Source organism: Neptuniibacter marinus (assembly GCF_001597725.1).
Classification (GTDB): domain Bacteria; phylum Pseudomonadota; class Gammaproteobacteria; order Pseudomonadales; family Balneatricaceae; genus Neptuniibacter; species Neptuniibacter marinus.
The window spans coordinates 1-16,474 of the sequence record NZ_LUTR01000029.1 but is presented as its reverse complement, the minus strand read 5'-3'; the positions used below and the strand labels follow the sequence as shown (position 1 = coordinate 16,474).

General features: G+C 42.1%; 17 protein-coding genes and 2 riboswitches. Of the genes, 11 read left to right on the top strand and 6 right to left on the bottom strand.

Features of this window, described 5'->3' with window-relative positions; all coding sequences use genetic code 11:
• Positions 1 to 39 precede the first annotated feature (39 nt).
• Positions 40 to 1,248 (bottom strand): bifunctional phosphopantothenoylcysteine decarboxylase/phosphopantothenate--cysteine ligase CoaBC, encoded by a 1,209-nt coding sequence (gene coaBC / locus A3774_RS14740; protein ID WP_067869300.1) that lies wholly within the window; start codon positions 1,246 to 1,248, stop codon positions 40 to 42.
• Between the two features lie 168 nt (positions 1,249 to 1,416).
• Between coaBC and radC the strand changes: the two genes are divergently transcribed.
• The 3 genes from radC to rpmG all read left to right on the top strand — a co-directional run bounded on the left by radC (position 1,417) and on the right by rpmG (position 2,758).
• Positions 1,417 to 2,091: a RadC family protein gene (gene radC / locus A3774_RS14735; RefSeq protein WP_067869373.1), complete on the top strand. Its 675-nt coding sequence runs from the start codon at positions 1,417 to 1,419 to the stop codon at positions 2,089 to 2,091.
• 251 nt (positions 2,092 to 2,342) lie between these two features.
• Positions 2,343 to 2,579, top strand: coding sequence for a 50S ribosomal protein L28 (gene rpmB / locus A3774_RS14730; RefSeq protein WP_067869297.1), 237 nt, complete (start codon positions 2,343 to 2,345; stop codon positions 2,577 to 2,579).
• 11 nt (positions 2,580 to 2,590) lie between these two features.
• The gene (gene rpmG / locus A3774_RS14725) at positions 2,591 to 2,758 is read left to right on the top strand and encodes a 50S ribosomal protein L33 (protein ID WP_067869293.1); all 168 of its coding nucleotides are present in this window, start codon (positions 2,591 to 2,593) and stop codon (positions 2,756 to 2,758) included.
• Positions 2,759 to 2,826: 68 nt separating this feature from the next.
• Here the strand turns inward: rpmG and A3774_RS14720 are convergent, their stop codons facing one another.
• A complete protein-coding gene (locus A3774_RS14720; protein ID WP_067869290.1) occupies positions 2,827 to 4,407 on the bottom strand; it encodes a cation:proton antiporter family protein in 1,581 nt (526 codons plus the stop codon).
• Between the two features lie 158 nt (positions 4,408 to 4,565).
• Here A3774_RS14720 and mutM point away from each other — a divergent pair, with 158 nt between their 5' ends.
• The 7 genes from mutM (at position 4,566) to A3774_RS14685 (ending at position 11,824) form a co-directional block, all read left to right on the top strand.
• Positions 4,566 to 5,378 (top strand): bifunctional DNA-formamidopyrimidine glycosylase/DNA-(apurinic or apyrimidinic site) lyase, encoded by an 813-nt coding sequence (mutM, locus tag A3774_RS14715; RefSeq protein ID WP_067869287.1) that lies wholly within the window; start codon positions 4,566 to 4,568, stop codon positions 5,376 to 5,378.
• A 13-nt stretch (positions 5,379 to 5,391) separates the two neighbouring features.
• Entirely contained in the window at positions 5,392 to 6,324 is a 933-nt protein-coding gene (locus A3774_RS14710) for an alpha/beta hydrolase (RefSeq protein ID WP_067869284.1), read from the top strand.
• Between the two features lie 100 nt (positions 6,325 to 6,424).
• A complete protein-coding gene (locus tag A3774_RS14705; RefSeq protein ID WP_067869281.1) occupies positions 6,425 to 6,961 on the top strand; it encodes a phosphatase PAP2 family protein in 537 nt (178 codons plus the stop codon).
• 3 nt (positions 6,962 to 6,964) lie between these two features.
• Positions 6,965 to 8,005 (top strand): MJ1255/VC2487 family glycosyltransferase, encoded by a 1,041-nt coding sequence (locus A3774_RS14700; protein WP_067869278.1) that lies wholly within the window; start codon positions 6,965 to 6,967, stop codon positions 8,003 to 8,005.
• A 600-nt stretch (positions 8,006 to 8,605) separates the two neighbouring features.
• Positions 8,606 to 8,697: riboswitch (TPP riboswitch) on the top strand.
• A 54-nt stretch (positions 8,698 to 8,751) separates the two neighbouring features.
• A complete protein-coding gene (thiD, locus tag A3774_RS14695; RefSeq protein ID WP_067869275.1) occupies positions 8,752 to 9,567 on the top strand; it encodes a bifunctional hydroxymethylpyrimidine kinase/phosphomethylpyrimidine kinase in 816 nt (271 codons plus the stop codon).
• Between the two features lie 43 nt (positions 9,568 to 9,610).
• On the top strand, positions 9,611 to 11,512 hold the full coding sequence (thiC, locus tag A3774_RS14690) for a phosphomethylpyrimidine synthase ThiC (protein ID WP_067869370.1): 1,902 nt from the start codon (positions 9,611 to 9,613) through the stop codon (positions 11,510 to 11,512).
• A 75-nt stretch (positions 11,513 to 11,587) separates the two neighbouring features.
• Positions 11,588 to 11,824 carry a hypothetical protein gene (locus A3774_RS14685; protein ID WP_231867999.1) on the top strand — a complete coding sequence of 79 codons (237 nt, stop codon included), beginning with the start codon at positions 11,588 to 11,590 and terminating at the stop codon, positions 11,822 to 11,824.
• Here A3774_RS14685 and A3774_RS14680 read toward each other — a convergent pair.
• On the bottom strand, positions 11,811 to 12,296 hold the full coding sequence (locus tag A3774_RS14680) for a MarR family winged helix-turn-helix transcriptional regulator (RefSeq protein ID WP_067869269.1): 486 nt from the start codon (positions 12,294 to 12,296) through the stop codon (positions 11,811 to 11,813). The genes A3774_RS14685 and A3774_RS14680 overlap by 14 nt on opposite strands.
• 196 nt (positions 12,297 to 12,492) lie before the next feature.
• Positions 12,493 to 12,566, top strand: a riboswitch (cyclic di-GMP riboswitch).
• A gap of 11 nt (positions 12,567 to 12,577) precedes the next feature.
• Complete coding sequence (locus tag A3774_RS14675) at positions 12,578 to 12,841, bottom strand: DUF5062 family protein (RefSeq protein WP_067869367.1); 264 nt, start codon at positions 12,839 to 12,841, stop codon at positions 12,578 to 12,580.
• 233 nt (positions 12,842 to 13,074) lie between these two features.
• Here A3774_RS14675 and A3774_RS14670 point away from each other — a divergent pair, with 233 nt between their 5' ends.
• Complete coding sequence (locus A3774_RS14670) at positions 13,075 to 13,704, top strand: MBL fold metallo-hydrolase (protein ID WP_197468077.1); 630 nt, start codon at positions 13,075 to 13,077, stop codon at positions 13,702 to 13,704.
• Here the strand turns inward: A3774_RS14670 and zapE are convergent.
• Entirely contained in the window at positions 13,679 to 14,869 is a 1,191-nt protein-coding gene (gene zapE, locus A3774_RS14665; RefSeq protein WP_067869263.1) for a cell division protein ZapE, read from the bottom strand. The genes A3774_RS14670 and zapE overlap by 26 nt on opposite strands.
• 56 nt (positions 14,870 to 14,925) lie before the next feature.
• A complete protein-coding gene (gene pfkA / locus A3774_RS14660; RefSeq protein ID WP_067869260.1) occupies positions 14,926 to 15,933 on the bottom strand; it encodes a 6-phosphofructokinase in 1,008 nt (335 codons plus the stop codon).
• Between the last annotated feature and the right edge of the window lie 541 nt (positions 15,934 to 16,474).

The following is a 16,474-nucleotide window of genomic DNA, read 5'->3' as shown; positions in this document are numbered from 1 at the left end:
TAATTTGCATAAAATGAATTAGGTGTAGCCAATACAAAATTAAATATCATGTTTGTTGTATTGGATCGCAATTTGGTTAATTAACTGAATGGCCAGTTTACGTTTGGATGTTTGCGGCAATGTTTCTGTACTGGTGTCAGTCACAATTGTGACGGTATTTTCATCACTGTTAAAACCTATATCAGTGCGAGAAACGTCATTTGCTATGATCATGTCTAAGTTTTTTCGTTCTAGCTTACTACGTGCATAATTTAGAACATCTTGAGTTTCAGCAGCAAAGCCAATAGTAAATGGTTTTGGTTCTGTGTTTGCAATTGTTGCGACTATATCTGGGTTTTTAACCAGATGAAGCTCCATGATTTCTTCAGAGCCTTTTTTTATTTTATGTTCCGCTACGGCCGTTGGACGGTAATCTGCCACAGCGGCCGCTGCTATAAAGATATCGCAGAGTGCTAAGTCTTGTAAGGATGCAGCTAGCATCTCTTGAGCACTTTCTACTTTTACAGTTTTTACACGTTCAGGGGCTGGCAGTGTCACTGGGCCGCTGATAAGTTTTACTTTAGCGCCGGCTTCAATCGCAGCTTCAGCTAAAGCGTAACCCATTTTTCCTGAACTGTGGTTGGATATGTAACGTACGGGATCAAGTGCTTCACGAGTAGGGCCAGCTGTGATAAAAACAGTTTTACCGGTCAACTGGCCTGAATTGAATTGTGAAGCCGTCAGATTCGCTATCTCCTCCGGCTCTAACATTCGGCCTGGACCGTTATCTCCGCAGGCTTGTTCGCCAACGCCGGGGCCGAAGAGTTTGATGCCACGATTTGTTAGTAAGTTGGTATTGGCTTGTGTCCCCGCATCTCGCCACATCGCTTGATTCATCGCTGGAGCGATACATATAGGAGCATCTGTTGCTAAACAGAGGGTGGTAAGCAAATCGTCACCTTGGCCAGCAGCTAATCGGGATATAAAATTGGCGCTGCCGGGTGCTATTAATACTAAATCAGCCCATTTTGCTAACTCTATATGGCCCATACCTGCTTCTGCTTCAGCATTTAATAGGTGAAGATGTACAGTGTTTCCCGAGAGTGCTTGTAATGTTAGAGGGGTAATAAATTCAGTGGATGCTGGAGTCATAACAACCCTAACGTCGGCGCCGGCATTTTTTAGTAAACGTGTTAATTCGGCGCTTTTGTATGCGGCAATACCACCGGTAATACCTAAAATGATCCGTTTGTTAGTAAGTCTCTGCATACTTGCTGGATACTGTTATCTATAGGGTTGGATGAGAAGTGTTTGTTAACACTTGCTATTAAAGCTGATGTTAACCATACCATTTTTAGTAAAAGTTTCGTAGATTGTATGAACCTTATTTATGTAAAAAAACATCAAGGATTGATGGTCTTAAAAAGGAGTTTGAGTATGTCTATTACTGATTGGCCAATGTCTGAACGGCCGAGGGAAAAATTATTACAGCAGGGCGCTTCAGCTTTATCTGATGCTGAGCTGTTAGCTATTTTCTTGCGCACGGGGGTGAAGGGGAAAAGCGCAGTTGATTTAGCGAGGGATCTTTTAAATAGTTTTGGTTCACTTCGAGTATTGCTTGAAAGTGAGCAGCAAGCATTTTGTGCAGCGCATGGTTTAGGCGTGGCTAAATATGTGCAGTTGCAGGCAGTACTGGAGATGAGTCGAAGGCATCTTCGCTCTGCGATGGCGCGTGGTAATGCTATGGAAAATCCTCAGCAAGTCAGAGAATACTTGACTTTAAAGCTGCGCCACCAATCGAGGGAGGTGTTTGCATGTCTTTTTTTGGATAATAAACATCAGGTGATTAATTTTGAAATATTGTTTCTAGGGACAATTAATGCAGCTGCTGTTTATCCTCGCGAGGTCGTGGCTAGATCTCTCGCTAATAATGCGGCTGCAGTTGTGTTTGCGCATAATCATCCGTCGGGTGTTGCAGAACCGAGTATGGCCGATCAGCAAATAACCGATCGTTTAGTAAAAGCCCTAGATATGATCGATGTACGCGTTATCGATCATATGATTGTAGGTGATCAAGAGGTTGTTTCTTTTGCTGAACGGGGATTACTATAAATAAAAGTTGTTTTAGCTAGTGCTAAGAGTATTCCTTGTGTATAATGCGCGACCTTCTATCCACACTCCGGTACGGTAGTTTGTTCAGTTACGGGACGCTCCGCCTAAGGAATAGCTTGGAATCTGATGAGTGCAGATATATCCAAGGTGCTTGAAAGGTCACTATGTGGCTACTTTCAGTAAAAGCACGAAGGCTATTTTGATAAATATTAAGGGTAGATACGTAACCATTAATTTATAAGGCTATTAATATGTCTAAAGTTTGTATGGTAACTGGTAAACGCCCAGTTACAGGGAACAATGTTTCCCACTCACAGCGTAAAACTCGTCGCCGTTTTCTTCCAAACCTGCATTGGCATCGTTTTTGGGTAGAGAGCGAGCAGAAATTTGTTCGTATCCGTGTATCTGCCAAAGGTATGCGTATTATAGACAAAAAAGGTATCGACGCAGTTCTTGCTGATGTTCGTGCCAACGGCATTAAAGTATAAGGAACTGAATCATGGCTAAAGGCGCACGCGAGAAGATCAAACTGGTTTCTTCTGCCGGTACAGGTCACTTTTACACTACTGATAAGAACAAACGTAACACTCCTGAAAAGATGGTGTTCAAAAAGTACGATCCAGTAGTTCGTAAACATGTTGAATATAAAGAACATAAAATCAAATAAGATTTTATGTTCTTCAGAAAAACCCGATCTTGTATCGGGTTTTTTTTGTTTTGAAATTTAGCTGCTGGTTAAGCGCGGTCATTCGCGTTAGCAATTAGTTGAAGACTTTCCTCCGCAAAACCTACGCCTGCTTCAGTATAAAAGTTGAACACTTTATCAATACCACCATCTGCTAATATGTCATGCTCATCGGGAAAGCGTGCAATGGCTGCAATCGTTCCAGAGTAATTTGCACTGTGTAGCTGCTCTGCGATATTTAGAGTGTCATCAATGGAGGGGAGGGCAAGGAGAACAAGTTTTATACCGCTAGTATTCATATTGCTCCAGAGATCGGCATCTTCACCATCCCCATAGAATACATGTAACCCTTTTTCTTGGAATTTCTTGATACGGTTTCGATCCGCATCCATTCCCCATACTTTATCTCCGACAATATTGTGAAGCGCCCTAAATGCGCCTTTACCTACGCGCCCAAGTCCAATGACTAATATTTCTGAGTCTTTAGGTTGAACAAATATATCGTTCAGTAAAGGTGTATTGCTTTCGTAGCTTTTTATATTATTTTTGTAGCGGGCGAAAATTGAGTGTGCTGATCGATAAACGAGACTTGTGGCTATAAATGAGATCGATACGGCCAGTGCCAATATGACGAGCCACTCTTTATTTAGCCAGCCGTTATCTACACAAAGGTAAGCTACGATCAAGCCAAATTCACTGAAGTTACTGAGTGCGAGGGCGCCAAGGTACGAGGATCGTCCTCTTAAATTTAGTTTGGTAAACAGTAAGAAGAACATGAAGTACTTCAGCGGTATTAATATGGCTAGCGCAAGGGCCATTCCAAACATCGGCCAGCTAGGGAGAGCGGTGAAACCTATAGATAAGAAAAAACCGATTAGGAATAAATCTTTAAAACTCAGAAGCGACTTTGTCAACTCACTTGCTTTAGGGTGAGCGCTTAATAGCATGCCGAAGATCAAAGCACCTAAGTCGCCTTTTACGCCAACAAGAGTGAAAAGCTCATAACCGCCGAGAGCCAAGAAAAAACCTGATAGTGGAAGTAGTTCCCCGTGACCTGCACGCATGAGTAAATGGTTTAATAGGGGTCTTATGAAAAGTAGGCCAAATAAAGCTAATGCCCAGATAGAAGGGACTTTTCCTGTGGCAAAAGCTAAGAAAAGGACTGCCGCAATATCCTGCATTACTAAAACGCCAATGGCGAGTTGGCCGTGCCTTGTTTGCATTTCACCATTTTCTTCTAGCAGTTTAACTATACATACAGTACTGCTGAAGCTGAGTGCAAAGCTTATAAGGGCTGCTGATTTCAGGTCTAGCTGAGTAAAGAATGGCGCGGACATGACCGACAGCAATAAAAATAGCAATCCGATCAATAGAGTCCATAGGCCCATATGTGACAGGCTACTTACCCATACTTCTTTTCTAATTAGGTCTTTTATGTTTAGTTTCAAACCTATAGTGAAGAGCATCAAAGTTATGCCCAGGTCTGCTAAGCTATCTAGACTATCAACAGGCTCTATGCCAAGGAAGTTGAGGAAAAAGCCGGCAAAAAGGTAGCCGATTAGTGGTGGCATTTCGATTAAACGTAGCGTATAGCCGCAGACAAATGCAAAAAGTATCCAGATAAAATCCATAAGCTATTGAGACTACCTAATAAATGAGCTTGTTAAGTTAAGGCGAAGTTTACCACGCCGTTTTTGTACTGTGGATTAGCTGAAGCATTTAATTACTTGTTTTTGTGTTAATCTGATAGTGATTTTTCTTTATCTATTTATTTAAATTAGTTGTATTCATGCCTGAATTGCCTGAAGTAGAAACGACCTGTCGTGGTATTCGCCCTCACATTAAGGGGGAGAAATTAATTGCCTTGAATGTGAGAAATCCGAATTTAAGATGGCCAGTACCTGACTTCCTTGCTGAAAAAATAGAAGGGAAAACGGTAGTTGATGTTGTTCGTCGAGGGAAATACATTCTTGTTTGCGTTGACGGTGGGCAGGTGATGCTTCATTTGGGAATGTCTGGAAGTTTGCGAATTGTAGATAAAGATAAAGTCCCGCAAAAGCATGATCATGTAGATTTTTGCTTTACTAATAATCAGGTTCTTCGGTTAACCGATCCGCGCCGCTTTGGCTCTGTTTTATGGCAGCCAGAAGGTGAGCACCATGAATTGCTCTATAAGCTGGGTCCAGAGCCTTTAAGTGAGGCATTTAATGTTGATTATTTGGCGGGCTGTTGTGCGGGCAAAAAAGTGGCTATTAAGTCCTTAATTATGGATAGTAAGATCGTAGTGGGTGTAGGGAATATATATGCTACGGAAGCGCTTTTTATAAGTGGTATAGATCCGCGAAGATCTGCAGGAAAAATTTCTAAGAGGCGGTTGCTGATATTGGTTAATGAGATTAAAGGTGTACTGGCCGCCGCAATACAGCAGGGAGGTACTACGCTGAAAGATTTTGTTGGAGGTGATGGTAAGCCAGGGTATTTTCAGCAAAAACTGCATGCATATGGCCGTAAAGGGGAGCCTTGTGTTAATTGTTTAGCTCCTTTGACTGAAGTGCGATTAGGGCAACGCTCTACCGTTTTTTGTAAGCATTGCCAGACATAACCAGAGATTATTTATGACAGTACAGATTAGACCTCCCGTTTTATCGCAAGAAGGAAGTGTATTTCGCGCTAATCTGCGAAAGAAGCTAAATATTGAATCTTACTTACAGGACCGGACCGCGTTTTGTGTAGGAGAGAAAGCGATTCACTGTGAATTGTATGAGTACTCTCCTGATGCTCCCACGATTGTTTTTTTACCGGGTATTGGCACGTATTGCGAGCTTTACGCTGAGTTATTGTCGGAGTTGGCTAAAAAAGGGTTCAATGTGGTCGGTATTGACCCTTTAGGGCACGGATATTCGGCGGGTTCTCGAGGGGATTACACCGTTGAACAGATGTGTGAAGCAGTATCGGAAGTGCTTGATGTGCTTCAGCAACGCTTCGAGGGGCCGTTTGGTATTTATGGCTATTCTATTGGCGCGTTGCTTGCGATGGCTGCAGCGGAACAAGATGATCGTCTTTGTGCAGTTCTATGTGGCACGTTATTGGTACCTGATGTAGCGCCTGATATGGGTTATCGTATGGGCTGGAATTGGACATGGGCTTCTTCTCTAATGATGCCTACTTATAAAGTCCCTCTTAAAAACTTTGTAGATTTTGAGCAGTTACTAAAAGGTCATCCAGCCGCACAAGAAATCAATAATGATCCTTTGATTGTTTTTGATTATCCGCTTCGTACCCTTTCTAGCTTATTTAATTACCGCTGTAATATTGTTAGCCAAAAGTTTGACTTTTCTTCTGCTATTTTACATGGCGATCAAGATGAGGTGCTGCCTCTTAGTTATTCTCGGCGGGTGATGAGTTACTGCGACCAGCCATTGGAACTATTAGTTGTTGATAATGAAGGGCATATGGTGCCATTAATGAAGCCTAAGCTTATTGTTGAAATGGCCGCTCAGTGGTTTGAAAAGCAGTTTTTGAAAGAGATGGCTGACGCCGTTCTTTAATTTATCGTTGTCATAAAAATGTAAATACTCATTCATCGGAATGTCACCTTAGTTACTCATTATCTTCAAGTATGACTAGAGTACTTGGAGAACTCCGAATATGAGTGCTATAAAGTTTCTAACAGCGTTTGATCTTTTGGCATTTAATTGGTGTTTAGGGCTGCCTAAAGCACCTCAAATGGCTTTAATTAGCCGTCAAATTTCTCGTTTAGGTGATGGCGGCTTTTATTTGCTGGTGGGTGTTTTTCTTGCAATCTTCGAGTCAGAGTCTGGGCTCGTTTTTCTGATTGCCGGATTGTTTGCTTACTCAATCGAATTACCTCTGTATTTAATACTTAAAAATACTATTAAACGGGATCGCCCTTGTGAGTCTCTTTCTATTGAGGCTTATATAGTACCTTCTGATAAGTTTAGTTTTCCTTCAGGGCATTCCGCAGCGGCTTTTGTTTTTGCAGCCCTTATTGCTAATTTCTACCCTGATTATGCTGAGTTCGCTTATGGTTGTGCGTTGATGGTGGGTGTTTCTCGTATATTGTTAGGCGTTCATTATCCTACTGATATTTTGGCGGGTGCTGCCTTAGGTTTGTGCAGTGCAACGTTTGCATTAAGTTTTTTGCCTACTTTGGTTACGTTCTAAAATATGAAAGTTTTATATGGTGTTCAAGCGACAGGTAATGGCCATATCACACGTGCCAGGGTGATGGCTCCCGCTTTAGAGAAAGCAGGTGTGGATGTTGATTATTTATTTAGTGGTCGAAATCCTGAAGAGTTGTTCAATATGGAGCCCTTTGGTGCTTACCAGTGCCGACAAGGTTTAACCTTCTATATGGAAGGTAGTAAAGTTAATCAGTGGAAAACCTTTACGGGTAATAATCCAATAAAATTGGTCAGAGATATTTTTGCTTTGAATCTGGATCAATACGATTTAGTGATCACCGATTTTGAGCCCGTGACTGCTTGGGCGGCCAAGCTCAAAGGGGTTCCTAGTGTGGGTATAGCTCACCAATATGCTTTTTTGCATGCTTTGCCTGATTCAAAAACAGGCTTTATTTTTAGACATCAAATCAAAAGCTTTGCACCTGCTAAAGTGTCTGTTGGTATTCATTGGCACCATTTTAACCATGCAATCTGCCCGCCGTTGATTCAAGCGCCGTTGTTCGATCCCGTTAAAAGTGACAATAAAGTCGTTGTCTATTTACCACATGATAATGTAGATCAAATTTGTCGGGCGTTGCAGCTGTATACCGAGTGCGAATTTTTTGTCTATGCGCGAGTTGATAAAGCGACAGATGATGGGAATATGCATGTTCGGCCTTTTTCGCGTGATGGGTTTCACCGCGACTTGTCTGACTGTTCGGGGGTGATTTGTAATTCTGGCTTTGGTTTGTTGAGTGAGGCGATTCAGTACGGTAAAAAAATTCTGACGTTGCCACAGGTCGGGCAGGCAGAGCAGGAATCTAATGCTGAGATACTCGAATATTTAGGGTTAGGGGTTGTGATTGATAGTTTGCAATCCGAGCGACTTGTTCAGTGGTTAGCTTTACCTATGCCTGAGCCTAAAGTGTTTCCTGATTTGGCGACTATTTTAGCTGAATGGATTGCAGCTGGTTGTAATCGAACGGTGCAGTCAGTGGTGGATGATGCTTGGAATAGCTCATATAGCGTCACTCCTTCTCGTTAAGACCGCCTTAATCTTTTATAGACGTATCTAACTGTAAGTAATATAGTCTTTAGAGATTAGTGCTTAGTTAAATTGAGATATGTAAAAAAGGGGGGGTAAGGGGATACTTCATTCCTTGAAGAATCCCCTCTATTGGCTTCCATAATCCTTGCGGTCGAAAATCCTAGGGCATCATGCCTTCCTTTCCGCTTCTCGAGGCCATCCTTCGTATTCGTTCCATGAACAGGAGATCCACGTATTCAATTATGCCCTTTACGGGGAGTATTGATATAAGAAAAATTCCTAATTTTCGGTCTAGCTAAGCTAATGGAAATTTTCAGTTTGAATTGTGAGTGGAACGCTTGTTTTAATCTATTAGGTGGCTTTTGACGATTTCCTATCTTTTGATGGAGGCAAAAAGATAGTTATCGAATGGATAACCCTGATATTTTATCTGTTTGATATTTGTCCAGTTGGGGCATTGTGATCGTTGATCTCTGGGTTTAGATTACGTAGCAGGTAATAAAGTTTCTTTTTTTGACCCTGTATCTTAGATTTTGGCTAGTCATGAGTTTTTTCTGTTTACTGGACATATGGGGGGAGGGGACTTAAACTGATAGGCGTTTTTGGTCGGGGTGCCCTATAGGGCTGAGACTATACCCGTTGAACCTGATCCGGTTTATTCCGGCGTAGGAAACCCAGATGTTGATAATCTCAAATCAATTCAATAATTTTTTCTGGCCTCAGTATGATAATTGAGGTCAGTCATGTCTGTTAACACACCTAAAATATCTAATGTATTAACCATCGCTGGTTCCGATTCTGGCGGAGGGGCAGGTATACAAGCTGACTTGAAAGCCTTTTCCGCCCTGGGTGTTTATGGTGCTTCCGTAATAACCGCATTAACTGCCCAGAATACCCAATGTGTCGCGGGTATTTATCCTGTTACACCTGATTTTGTATCTCTGCAGTTAGAGACTATTTTTGCTGATATTCAGATTCATGCTGTCAAAACAGGCATGTTAGGTAGTGCTGAGATGGTTGGTCGGGTGGCTCAGTTTTTATCAGGTGTTGATAATGTGAGGCTGGTTGTTGATCCGGTGATGATCTCAAAAAGTGGCAACGCTTTGTTATCTTCTGATGCGGTAGAGGTGTTAATCGATAAACTGATACCTTTAACCTACGTGGTTACACCAAACCTTCCAGAAGCTGCAGCTTTACTGGGTGTAGAGGAACCCATATCTATTCAAGGTATGCGTGAAATGGCTGTCCAAGTACATGCTTTAGGCGTTCAAAATGTACTTTTAAAAGGCGGTCACCTTGAAGGCGAGTCTTCTCCAGATATTTTATTTGATGGTACTACATTTACTGAATTCCCAAGTGTGCGTATAGCAACCAAGAATACTCATGGTACGGGCTGTACTTTAGCGTCAGCTGTTACTGCGTATTTAGCGCAAGGCTGCTCCATTCTGGAAGCGGTCACACGAGCAAAAGAATACATTACAGCGGCGATTAAAGCGGCTGATCAATTGAATGTGGGTGCAGGACACGGCCCAGTTAATCACTTCCACAATATCTGGTAGCAATCGCTACTTGTGCTGTGAAGAAACAATAATGACAGGTTGGATGATGGAAGATAATAAGCAATTAGAACCACAGAGTCAGGCATTGAGCCAGACAGCACAGGTTGACCGTGATTCGGTGCAGCCGTTTCCTAAATCTAGAAAGGTCTACGTTGAAGGCTCGCGCCCAGATATCCGTGTACCTATGCGTGAAATTACGCTTGATGATACGCCAACGGATATGGGTGGAGAGAGAAATGATCCTTTGTATGTTTATGATACGTCAGGTCCATATACTGACCCGGATGCAGTGATTGATGTACGTAAAGGGTTGGCGCCTGTACGTGATCAGTGGATTTTAGAGCGTGGAGATACTTGTGAGCTTGATAAGCTTACCTCTCAGTATGGCCGTGTTCGTGCTGCGGATCTGCGTTTAGATGAGCTACGTTTTGAATTGACGCGTAAGCCGTTACGCGCGCAAGAAGGTAAGAATGTTACCCAGCTGCATTATGCACGCCAAGGTATAATTACACCTGAGATGGAATATATAGCGATTCGCGAGAATATGAAGTTAGCGAAAACGCGGGCTGAGGGAAATGTTGTTGCTGAACAGCATCCTGGGTTTAATTTTGGTGCGAATTTACCGGATGAAATAACACCAGAGTTTGTTCGTCAAGAAGTGGCAGAAGGTCGCGCAATTATTCCTGCCAATATTAACCATCCCGAAGTGGAGCCGATGATTATTGGCCGCAACTTCCTTGTCAAAATTAATGGCAATATTGGTAACTCTGCAGTGAGCTCTTCGATTGAAGAAGAAGTAGAGAAAATGACATGGGGTACGCGCTGGGGTGCGGATACCATTATGGATCTTTCTACAGGTAAGAATATCCATGAGACCCGTGAGTGGATCATGCGTAATTCGCCGGTACCTATTGGTACAGTGCCTATTTATCAGGCGCTAGAAAAAGTAAATGGTGTTGCTGAAGATTTAGACTGGGAAGTCTTTAAAGATACGTTGATTGAGCAAGCTGAGCAGGGTGTGGATTATTTCACAATTCACGCTGGTGTATTGCTGCGCTATGTACCGATGACCGCTAAACGTATGACGGGTATTGTTTCCCGTGGTGGTTCTATCATGGCGAAATGGTGCTTGGCACATCATCAGGAAAACTTCCTTTACACTCATTTCGAAGAAATCTGTGAGATCTGCAAGGCTTATGACGTCTCTTTCTCATTAGGCGATGGTTTGCGTCCAGGTTCTGTGTACGATGCCAATGATGAAGCACAATTTGCTGAGCTGGAGACCTTAGGTGAGTTAACTAAGATTGCTTGGAACCATGATGTGCAGGTTATGATTGAAGGGCCTGGACATGTGCCTATGCATATGATCAAAGAGAATATGGATAAGCAGCTAACTGAGTGTCATGAAGCGCCATTTTATACCTTAGGTCCGTTGACGACTGATATTGCACCCGGCTATGACCATATTACGTCAGGTATTGGTGCTGCAATAATTGGTTGGTATGGCTGTGCAATGCTTTGTTATGTAACACCAAAAGAGCATTTGGGTCTTCCGAATAAAGATGATGTGAAAGAAGGTATTATTACCTATAAGATCGCTGCACATGCTGCTGATCTTGCAAAAGGTCATCCAGGTGCTCAAATTCGTGATAATGCGATGTCTAAAGCTCGTTTCGAGTTCCGCTGGGAAGATCAGTTTAATATAGGTCTGGATCCTGATACTGCACGTGCTTATCACGATGAAACATTACCGAAGGAGTCGGCTAAAGTTGCTCACTTCTGTTCAATGTGCGGGCCTAAATTCTGTTCTATGAAAATATCTCAAGAGGTTCGTGAGTTAGATGCTGAGCAGGTTGCAGCGATTAATGCACAAGCTGAACAAGGGATGCAGGAGAAATCAGCTGAATTTAAAGATTCAGGTGCTGAAATTTATCATAAGGTATAGTTGAGTAGCACTATTAAAAAGCCGCTACTTTAGCGGCTTTTTTGTGTCATTTTGAAGATGTTTTTGGAGAATGATGTGTCAGATGAATGGGTAAGCTATATCGCAGTCGGATTTATGATTGTTTTTGCTTTTGGCGTGGTGACGTTGAATGCTTTCCGTCGCAGAAAAGAAATTCCACCGCCTTTAGCTGCAAATGATCGTAAGTTGTATCGTTTATGGCGCTCAGATCCTGAAGCATATAAGCGTCAATATGGACAATTAGATGAGCAGTATCTTGAGGCCCAGAAAGAAAAAGAGGCTAGTAACAACTAACTTGCTGATCCCAAAAAGTCTCTAAATGGCGGAGCTGTTCGCGTAGTGGGTTAAAGTCGCCCCCTTGTAACACTTGCTCGGCATTGATTAATTCAAGTTGCTGATCGAAAAGTTCAGAAATTAGAGTATGTATATTTAGGCCTTTAGGGCTTAGTTTTATGCGGATTGAGCGTAGATCATGTTCTGAGCGTTCTTGAATTATGTATCCGTTGCTGACCATTTTTTTTAGATTATATGAAACATTCGAGCCTAAGTAATAGCCGCGTGTGCGCAGTTCACCAGCGGTCATCTCGCGGTCAGCAATATTATGTAAAAGAAGTGCTTGTACACTGTTGATATCCGTATATCCGAGTGCTTCAAGTCTGAATTTTAGAATATCTAAGATTCGTCGGTGAAGACGTTCAATCAAGCGAAGACATTCTAAAAAATCGTTGCGATTACTTGGAGATGGCTCGTTTATCGGATGATTCATTAGCGTTTGGCCTTTGTTCTGTCACTGATTTAGTTGTCTGTGAATATTAGTCTAGTTCTTGTCATTTATTTGAAATCATTATTTAGCAAAATCTTGTAACTCTGCTAACCTTGTAGAGGACTTGAAGAGCCTGAACATTTGGTTAGCTAATTAAGTGTAGAGGTATTTTAAGTCTTGTTCCAGCGAATAGATCCTCTCTCGATAACGGCAAACTTAGAGTAATCTTAGGACGCAAAGTCACAGATCCTTAGGGATGGCTGGGCTACCGAAAGAGAGGTTTACTATTTCTGTTTTAAAGGGTGCTCTGCTGGAAGTTGTCTCTCGATCCAGAGTGCCAGCTTATGTCTCATGTTGATTTCGTTGTCTTGGCCTTTGGCTAGCGGCTGAATGAGCCCATCTTGTACTAATAATCTATAAATGGCAGTAATTTTATTTGATGCGCTATCTGTAGATTCAAATTGGCCCGCACCCCGTTTTTCTATGTAAATGGAGCCGATGCGAAGTGCTTCCTTGACTAGCTCTGCTTCATGTTTGTGCTTTTTCATAATAGCCACTCTATTTGATGCTCAAATGTTAACTTTGAATAGAAAGGTGATAAAAAACAAGTCTTTGTATTAATTATTCATTATGCCCTTTTCTGCAGTAGCGGTGTTGTATTTCTTTCTCGTGAAAATAAATATTATTATGGATAGTGGAGAGATACGCTTTAGATCTTGTCTTTTAATCTATATCCGCTGATATAATGAGCCTTTGTCGCACGTTTATATTAGAGATGAGTATGAAATATCGGACTATCCCTGTAACGCCTTTCCAGCAAAACTGCACTCTAGTGTGGTGCGAGCATACAAAAAAGGCAGCGATTGTTGACCCTGGTGGTGATTTGGATCGGATATTAATGGCGGTTGAAGAGGAGGGTGTGCTGGTGGAAAAGATCATGCTTACTCATGCCCATATAGATCATGCTGGTGGCACGGCTGAGTTATCGGCTAATAAAGGTCTCCCTATTGAGGGGCCTCATAAAGGTGATCTTTTTTGGATAGAAGGCATGTCGCAGCAATGCTCAATGTTTAATTTTCCACATTGTGACTCTTTTACGCCGGATCGATGGTTGGATGATGGAGATGAGGTTAAGGTGGGTGATGGTGTTTTTCAGGTAATCCACTGTCCCGGACATACTCCAGGTCATGTTGTTTTTTATAATGAGAAAGATCAGATGGCATTGGTTGGAGATGTAATATTCCATGGCTCTATTGGTCGAACTGATTTTCCTAAAGGTAATCACCAAGAGCTGATCGATTCTATCAAAATGAAGCTGTTTCCTTTAGGTGAATCTGTCGAGTTTATTCCTGGTCATGGCCCGCGCTCAACATTGGGTGTTGAGATTAAGAGTAATCCTTACGTTCGCTAACAGCGTAAGAGGGTGTTGTTTGATAGGCGGTGGAAGACATTTCATGTAAGCGACTGAGTGTTCTCTTGAATGGTTTTTTCAATAGAACCCCCTTGTAGAGTTGCTCTGCAGTGTCTTCTGCGCTGAGATATAAATTTACTCTACAGTCATAAAGCTCATCAACTAGGCTGATAAAGCGTCTTGCTGGATCATCATGATTACTTTGCACGACCTTTCTTAAGCCGGTGGTGTTAAATAAGCCATAACTATCTTCCGTTCCTCTCGCTTTTATCTGCTCTTTGCTTTGGCCTTGAAAGCGTGGGACGTTACTTAAAATGAGGTGTGAATAGTTCGAAGCAAGTTCAATGTAATCTCGTGCTGATCTTGGGCCCACACAGAGTTCGGCAAAATCAAACCAAATTACAGAATCGTCTCTAGCTATGCAGTTAATTTTTCGCCCGCAGAGTGTGACGCTGTTGCTGTTAGGCTGTGCCTCGTGCTGGGTTAGTTTGTAATAGATCTTTTTTAAGGCTTGGTTATCTTGAATAAAATAAGCTGGGTTTGAAGCTAAGTAACTGAGGCGGTGATCGTTGCCATTATCTAGAGGAATGACCTGCATATTGTCCTTGATTAATTTGATCGTGGGCAGGAATCGATCACGGTGAAGGCCGTCTGAGTATAGATCATCGGGTTCTATATTTGATGTGCTGATAATGGTGACCCCTTTGGAGAACAGAGCCTGATAAAGCCGTCCTAATAACATGGCATCACCAATGTCAGAGACAAAAAACTCATCGAAGCATATTACCTTGTATTTAAGACTCAGTTTGTTGGCAATATGAGCTAAAGGATCGGGTTTTCCTGAATGTAAAAAAAGTTGTTGATGAACCATCACCATGAAGCGATGAAAATGGAGTCTGATATAAGTCTTTGGTGCTAGGCATTGGCAAAATAGATCCATTAGCATTGTTTTGCCTCGACCTACAGGCCCCCAGATATAAATGCCAAGGCTAGAAGGCGGTTTATCGAACCATCTTTTACCCCACTTTATCGGTTTATGAGAAAGGTGGTTTAGTTGCTGCTGAAGTTGTTTAACAACCTCTGTTTGTGCAAGGTCCGGTGATAGTTGGGATTGATCAAGTAGTTGCTGATACTGTTTTTCTATAGACCGAATAATTATCTTCATAAGGAAGCTATTATAAACTTAGAAGGTTGTTGGAGTGGTGATCATATAGTCAGCGATCATTTATGCAGAAGTAAGGCTAATTCAAAAAATGTATCATCGAGCTTTTTGTTTTTTTCGATAATATCTTTTAATGGAGTCTCTGTTATGGCGTTATCTCGTACTCCAATCATCACATCATTATAGCCTGCGCATAGATAATTAACGGCAGTTGAACCAAGGCAAGATGCTAGCACGCGGTCATGGCCGGACGGGCTACCACCTCGTTGTATGTGGCCTAATATGCATACTTTCGCTTCTAATTGACGTTGAGCTAATACGTTGGCTAAGTGGGTTGTTAGACCAGGGGTTTGGCCTTCAGCAACAACAATAATACCGCTTGCTCCTTTGCCTAATAAGCGGTTATTGGCTAGCTGAAAGCAGATGGTCTCAGGCTTGATTTCATATTCGGGTACAACAACCATTTCTGCACCGCAGGCTATACCTACATGTGTGGCGATGAAGCCTGAATTTCGTCCCATGACTTCGACTAAAAAGAGGCTTTCGTGTGAGAGGGCTGTATCGCGTATTTTGTCGATTGCATCTAGAGCTGTATTAACGGCTGTGTCAAACCCTATAGTGTCGTCTGTTCCATAAATATCATTATCAATAGTGCCGGGTAGCCCAATCACTTTGATATCGTTTTCTTGTGTTAGTAAGTGAGCGCCGGTAAGAGATCCATCGCCACCAATTACAACTAACGCATCGATATTTTTTTCTCTTAATACTAGGGCGGCTTGATGGCGGACAGTTGGGTCTTTGAATGCTAAGCAGCGATCACTTTTTAATAAGGTCCCCCCGCGTTGAACAATGTTAGTAACGGATGCGGAATCCATCTCCACCATGTCCCCAATAATTAAGCCGCTGTACCCTTTGTTGATACCGTAAACTTTTATACCTTTATGTAGGGCTGCACGAACAACGCCTCGAATGGCAGGATTCATTCCTGGAGAGTCTCCGCCACTGGTCAAAATTGCAATAGCTTGAGGTTTTGTCTTGTTTGTAGGCAAAGAGGGTATTTTGTACATGTATAACCTCAATTAAGAGCTTTATATATGCTTAAACTGTAATTGCGATCGGCGTTTAGGGCAAATCTATTTGTAGCTTCTTTCGTCTGCTTTTGGGTCGGGGTAGGTGAGGGACTAGAGTAGCGGAGTAGATTAGGTAAGTTGATCTATTACCGATATGGCTTATTAAGTTGAATATTTTGTTTATTGTTTGAACAAAACTCTTAACTAAGGTGTTTTTTTACCTTTATTTCACAGTTTTTTAGTTTTGCCTGTTGACGTTGTTTGGGAAGAGTCTATAATTCGCCGTCCTTGCTAAGGGAGGCCTGCAAAGCAGCGCTGAATGACCTAAGTAAAGGTTGAATTAACTCCTTGAAAACCTTTGGTTTTGTTGGGTTTGGTTTGAAAGTTTCAAGGTTGGTTGTTGTGTTGGAATTGATTGCGAATTAATTCAGAAAAACACAAAATAACGGTTGACTTTGAAACGGCGCAAAGTAGAATATGCGCCTCGCTTGAGACGAAACGCTTCGCAGCGTTAGGTTGGTTCCAAGCAACGCTCTTT

What these genes read in the sequence shown, in the direction of transcription:
- coaBC (WP_067869300.1), bottom strand. Translation starts at nt 1,248, where the DNA reads ATGCAGAGACTTACTAACAAACGGATCATTTTAGGTATTACCGGTGGT.
- radC (WP_067869373.1), top strand. Translation starts at nt 1,417, where the DNA reads ATGTCTATTACTGATTGGCCAATGTCTGAACGGCCGAGGGAAAAATTA.
- rpmB (WP_067869297.1), top strand. Translation starts at nt 2,343, where the DNA reads ATGTCTAAAGTTTGTATGGTAACTGGTAAACGCCCAGTTACAGGGAAC.
- rpmG (WP_067869293.1), top strand. Translation starts at nt 2,591, where the DNA reads ATGGCTAAAGGCGCACGCGAGAAGATCAAACTGGTTTCTTCTGCCGGT.
- A3774_RS14720 (WP_067869290.1), bottom strand. Translation starts at nt 4,407, where the DNA reads ATGGATTTTATCTGGATACTTTTTGCATTTGTCTGCGGCTATACGCTA.
- mutM (WP_067869287.1), top strand. Translation starts at nt 4,566, where the DNA reads ATGCCTGAATTGCCTGAAGTAGAAACGACCTGTCGTGGTATTCGCCCT.
- A3774_RS14710 (WP_067869284.1), top strand. Translation starts at nt 5,392, where the DNA reads ATGACAGTACAGATTAGACCTCCCGTTTTATCGCAAGAAGGAAGTGTA.
- A3774_RS14705 (WP_067869281.1), top strand. Translation starts at nt 6,425, where the DNA reads ATGAGTGCTATAAAGTTTCTAACAGCGTTTGATCTTTTGGCATTTAAT.
- A3774_RS14700 (WP_067869278.1), top strand. Translation starts at nt 6,965, where the DNA reads ATGAAAGTTTTATATGGTGTTCAAGCGACAGGTAATGGCCATATCACA.
- thiD (WP_067869275.1), top strand. Translation starts at nt 8,752, where the DNA reads ATGTCTGTTAACACACCTAAAATATCTAATGTATTAACCATCGCTGGT.
- thiC (WP_067869370.1), top strand. Translation starts at nt 9,611, where the DNA reads ATGATGGAAGATAATAAGCAATTAGAACCACAGAGTCAGGCATTGAGC.
- A3774_RS14680 (WP_067869269.1), bottom strand. Translation starts at nt 12,296, where the DNA reads ATGAATCATCCGATAAACGAGCCATCTCCAAGTAATCGCAACGATTTT.
- A3774_RS14675 (WP_067869367.1), bottom strand. Translation starts at nt 12,841, where the DNA reads ATGAAAAAGCACAAACATGAAGCAGAGCTAGTCAAGGAAGCACTTCGC.
- A3774_RS14670 (WP_197468077.1), top strand. Translation starts at nt 13,075, where the DNA reads ATGAAATATCGGACTATCCCTGTAACGCCTTTCCAGCAAAACTGCACT.
- zapE (WP_067869263.1), bottom strand. Translation starts at nt 14,869, where the DNA reads ATGAAGATAATTATTCGGTCTATAGAAAAACAGTATCAGCAACTACTT.
- pfkA (WP_067869260.1), bottom strand. Translation starts at nt 15,933, where the DNA reads ATGTACAAAATACCCTCTTTGCCTACAAACAAGACAAAACCTCAAGCT.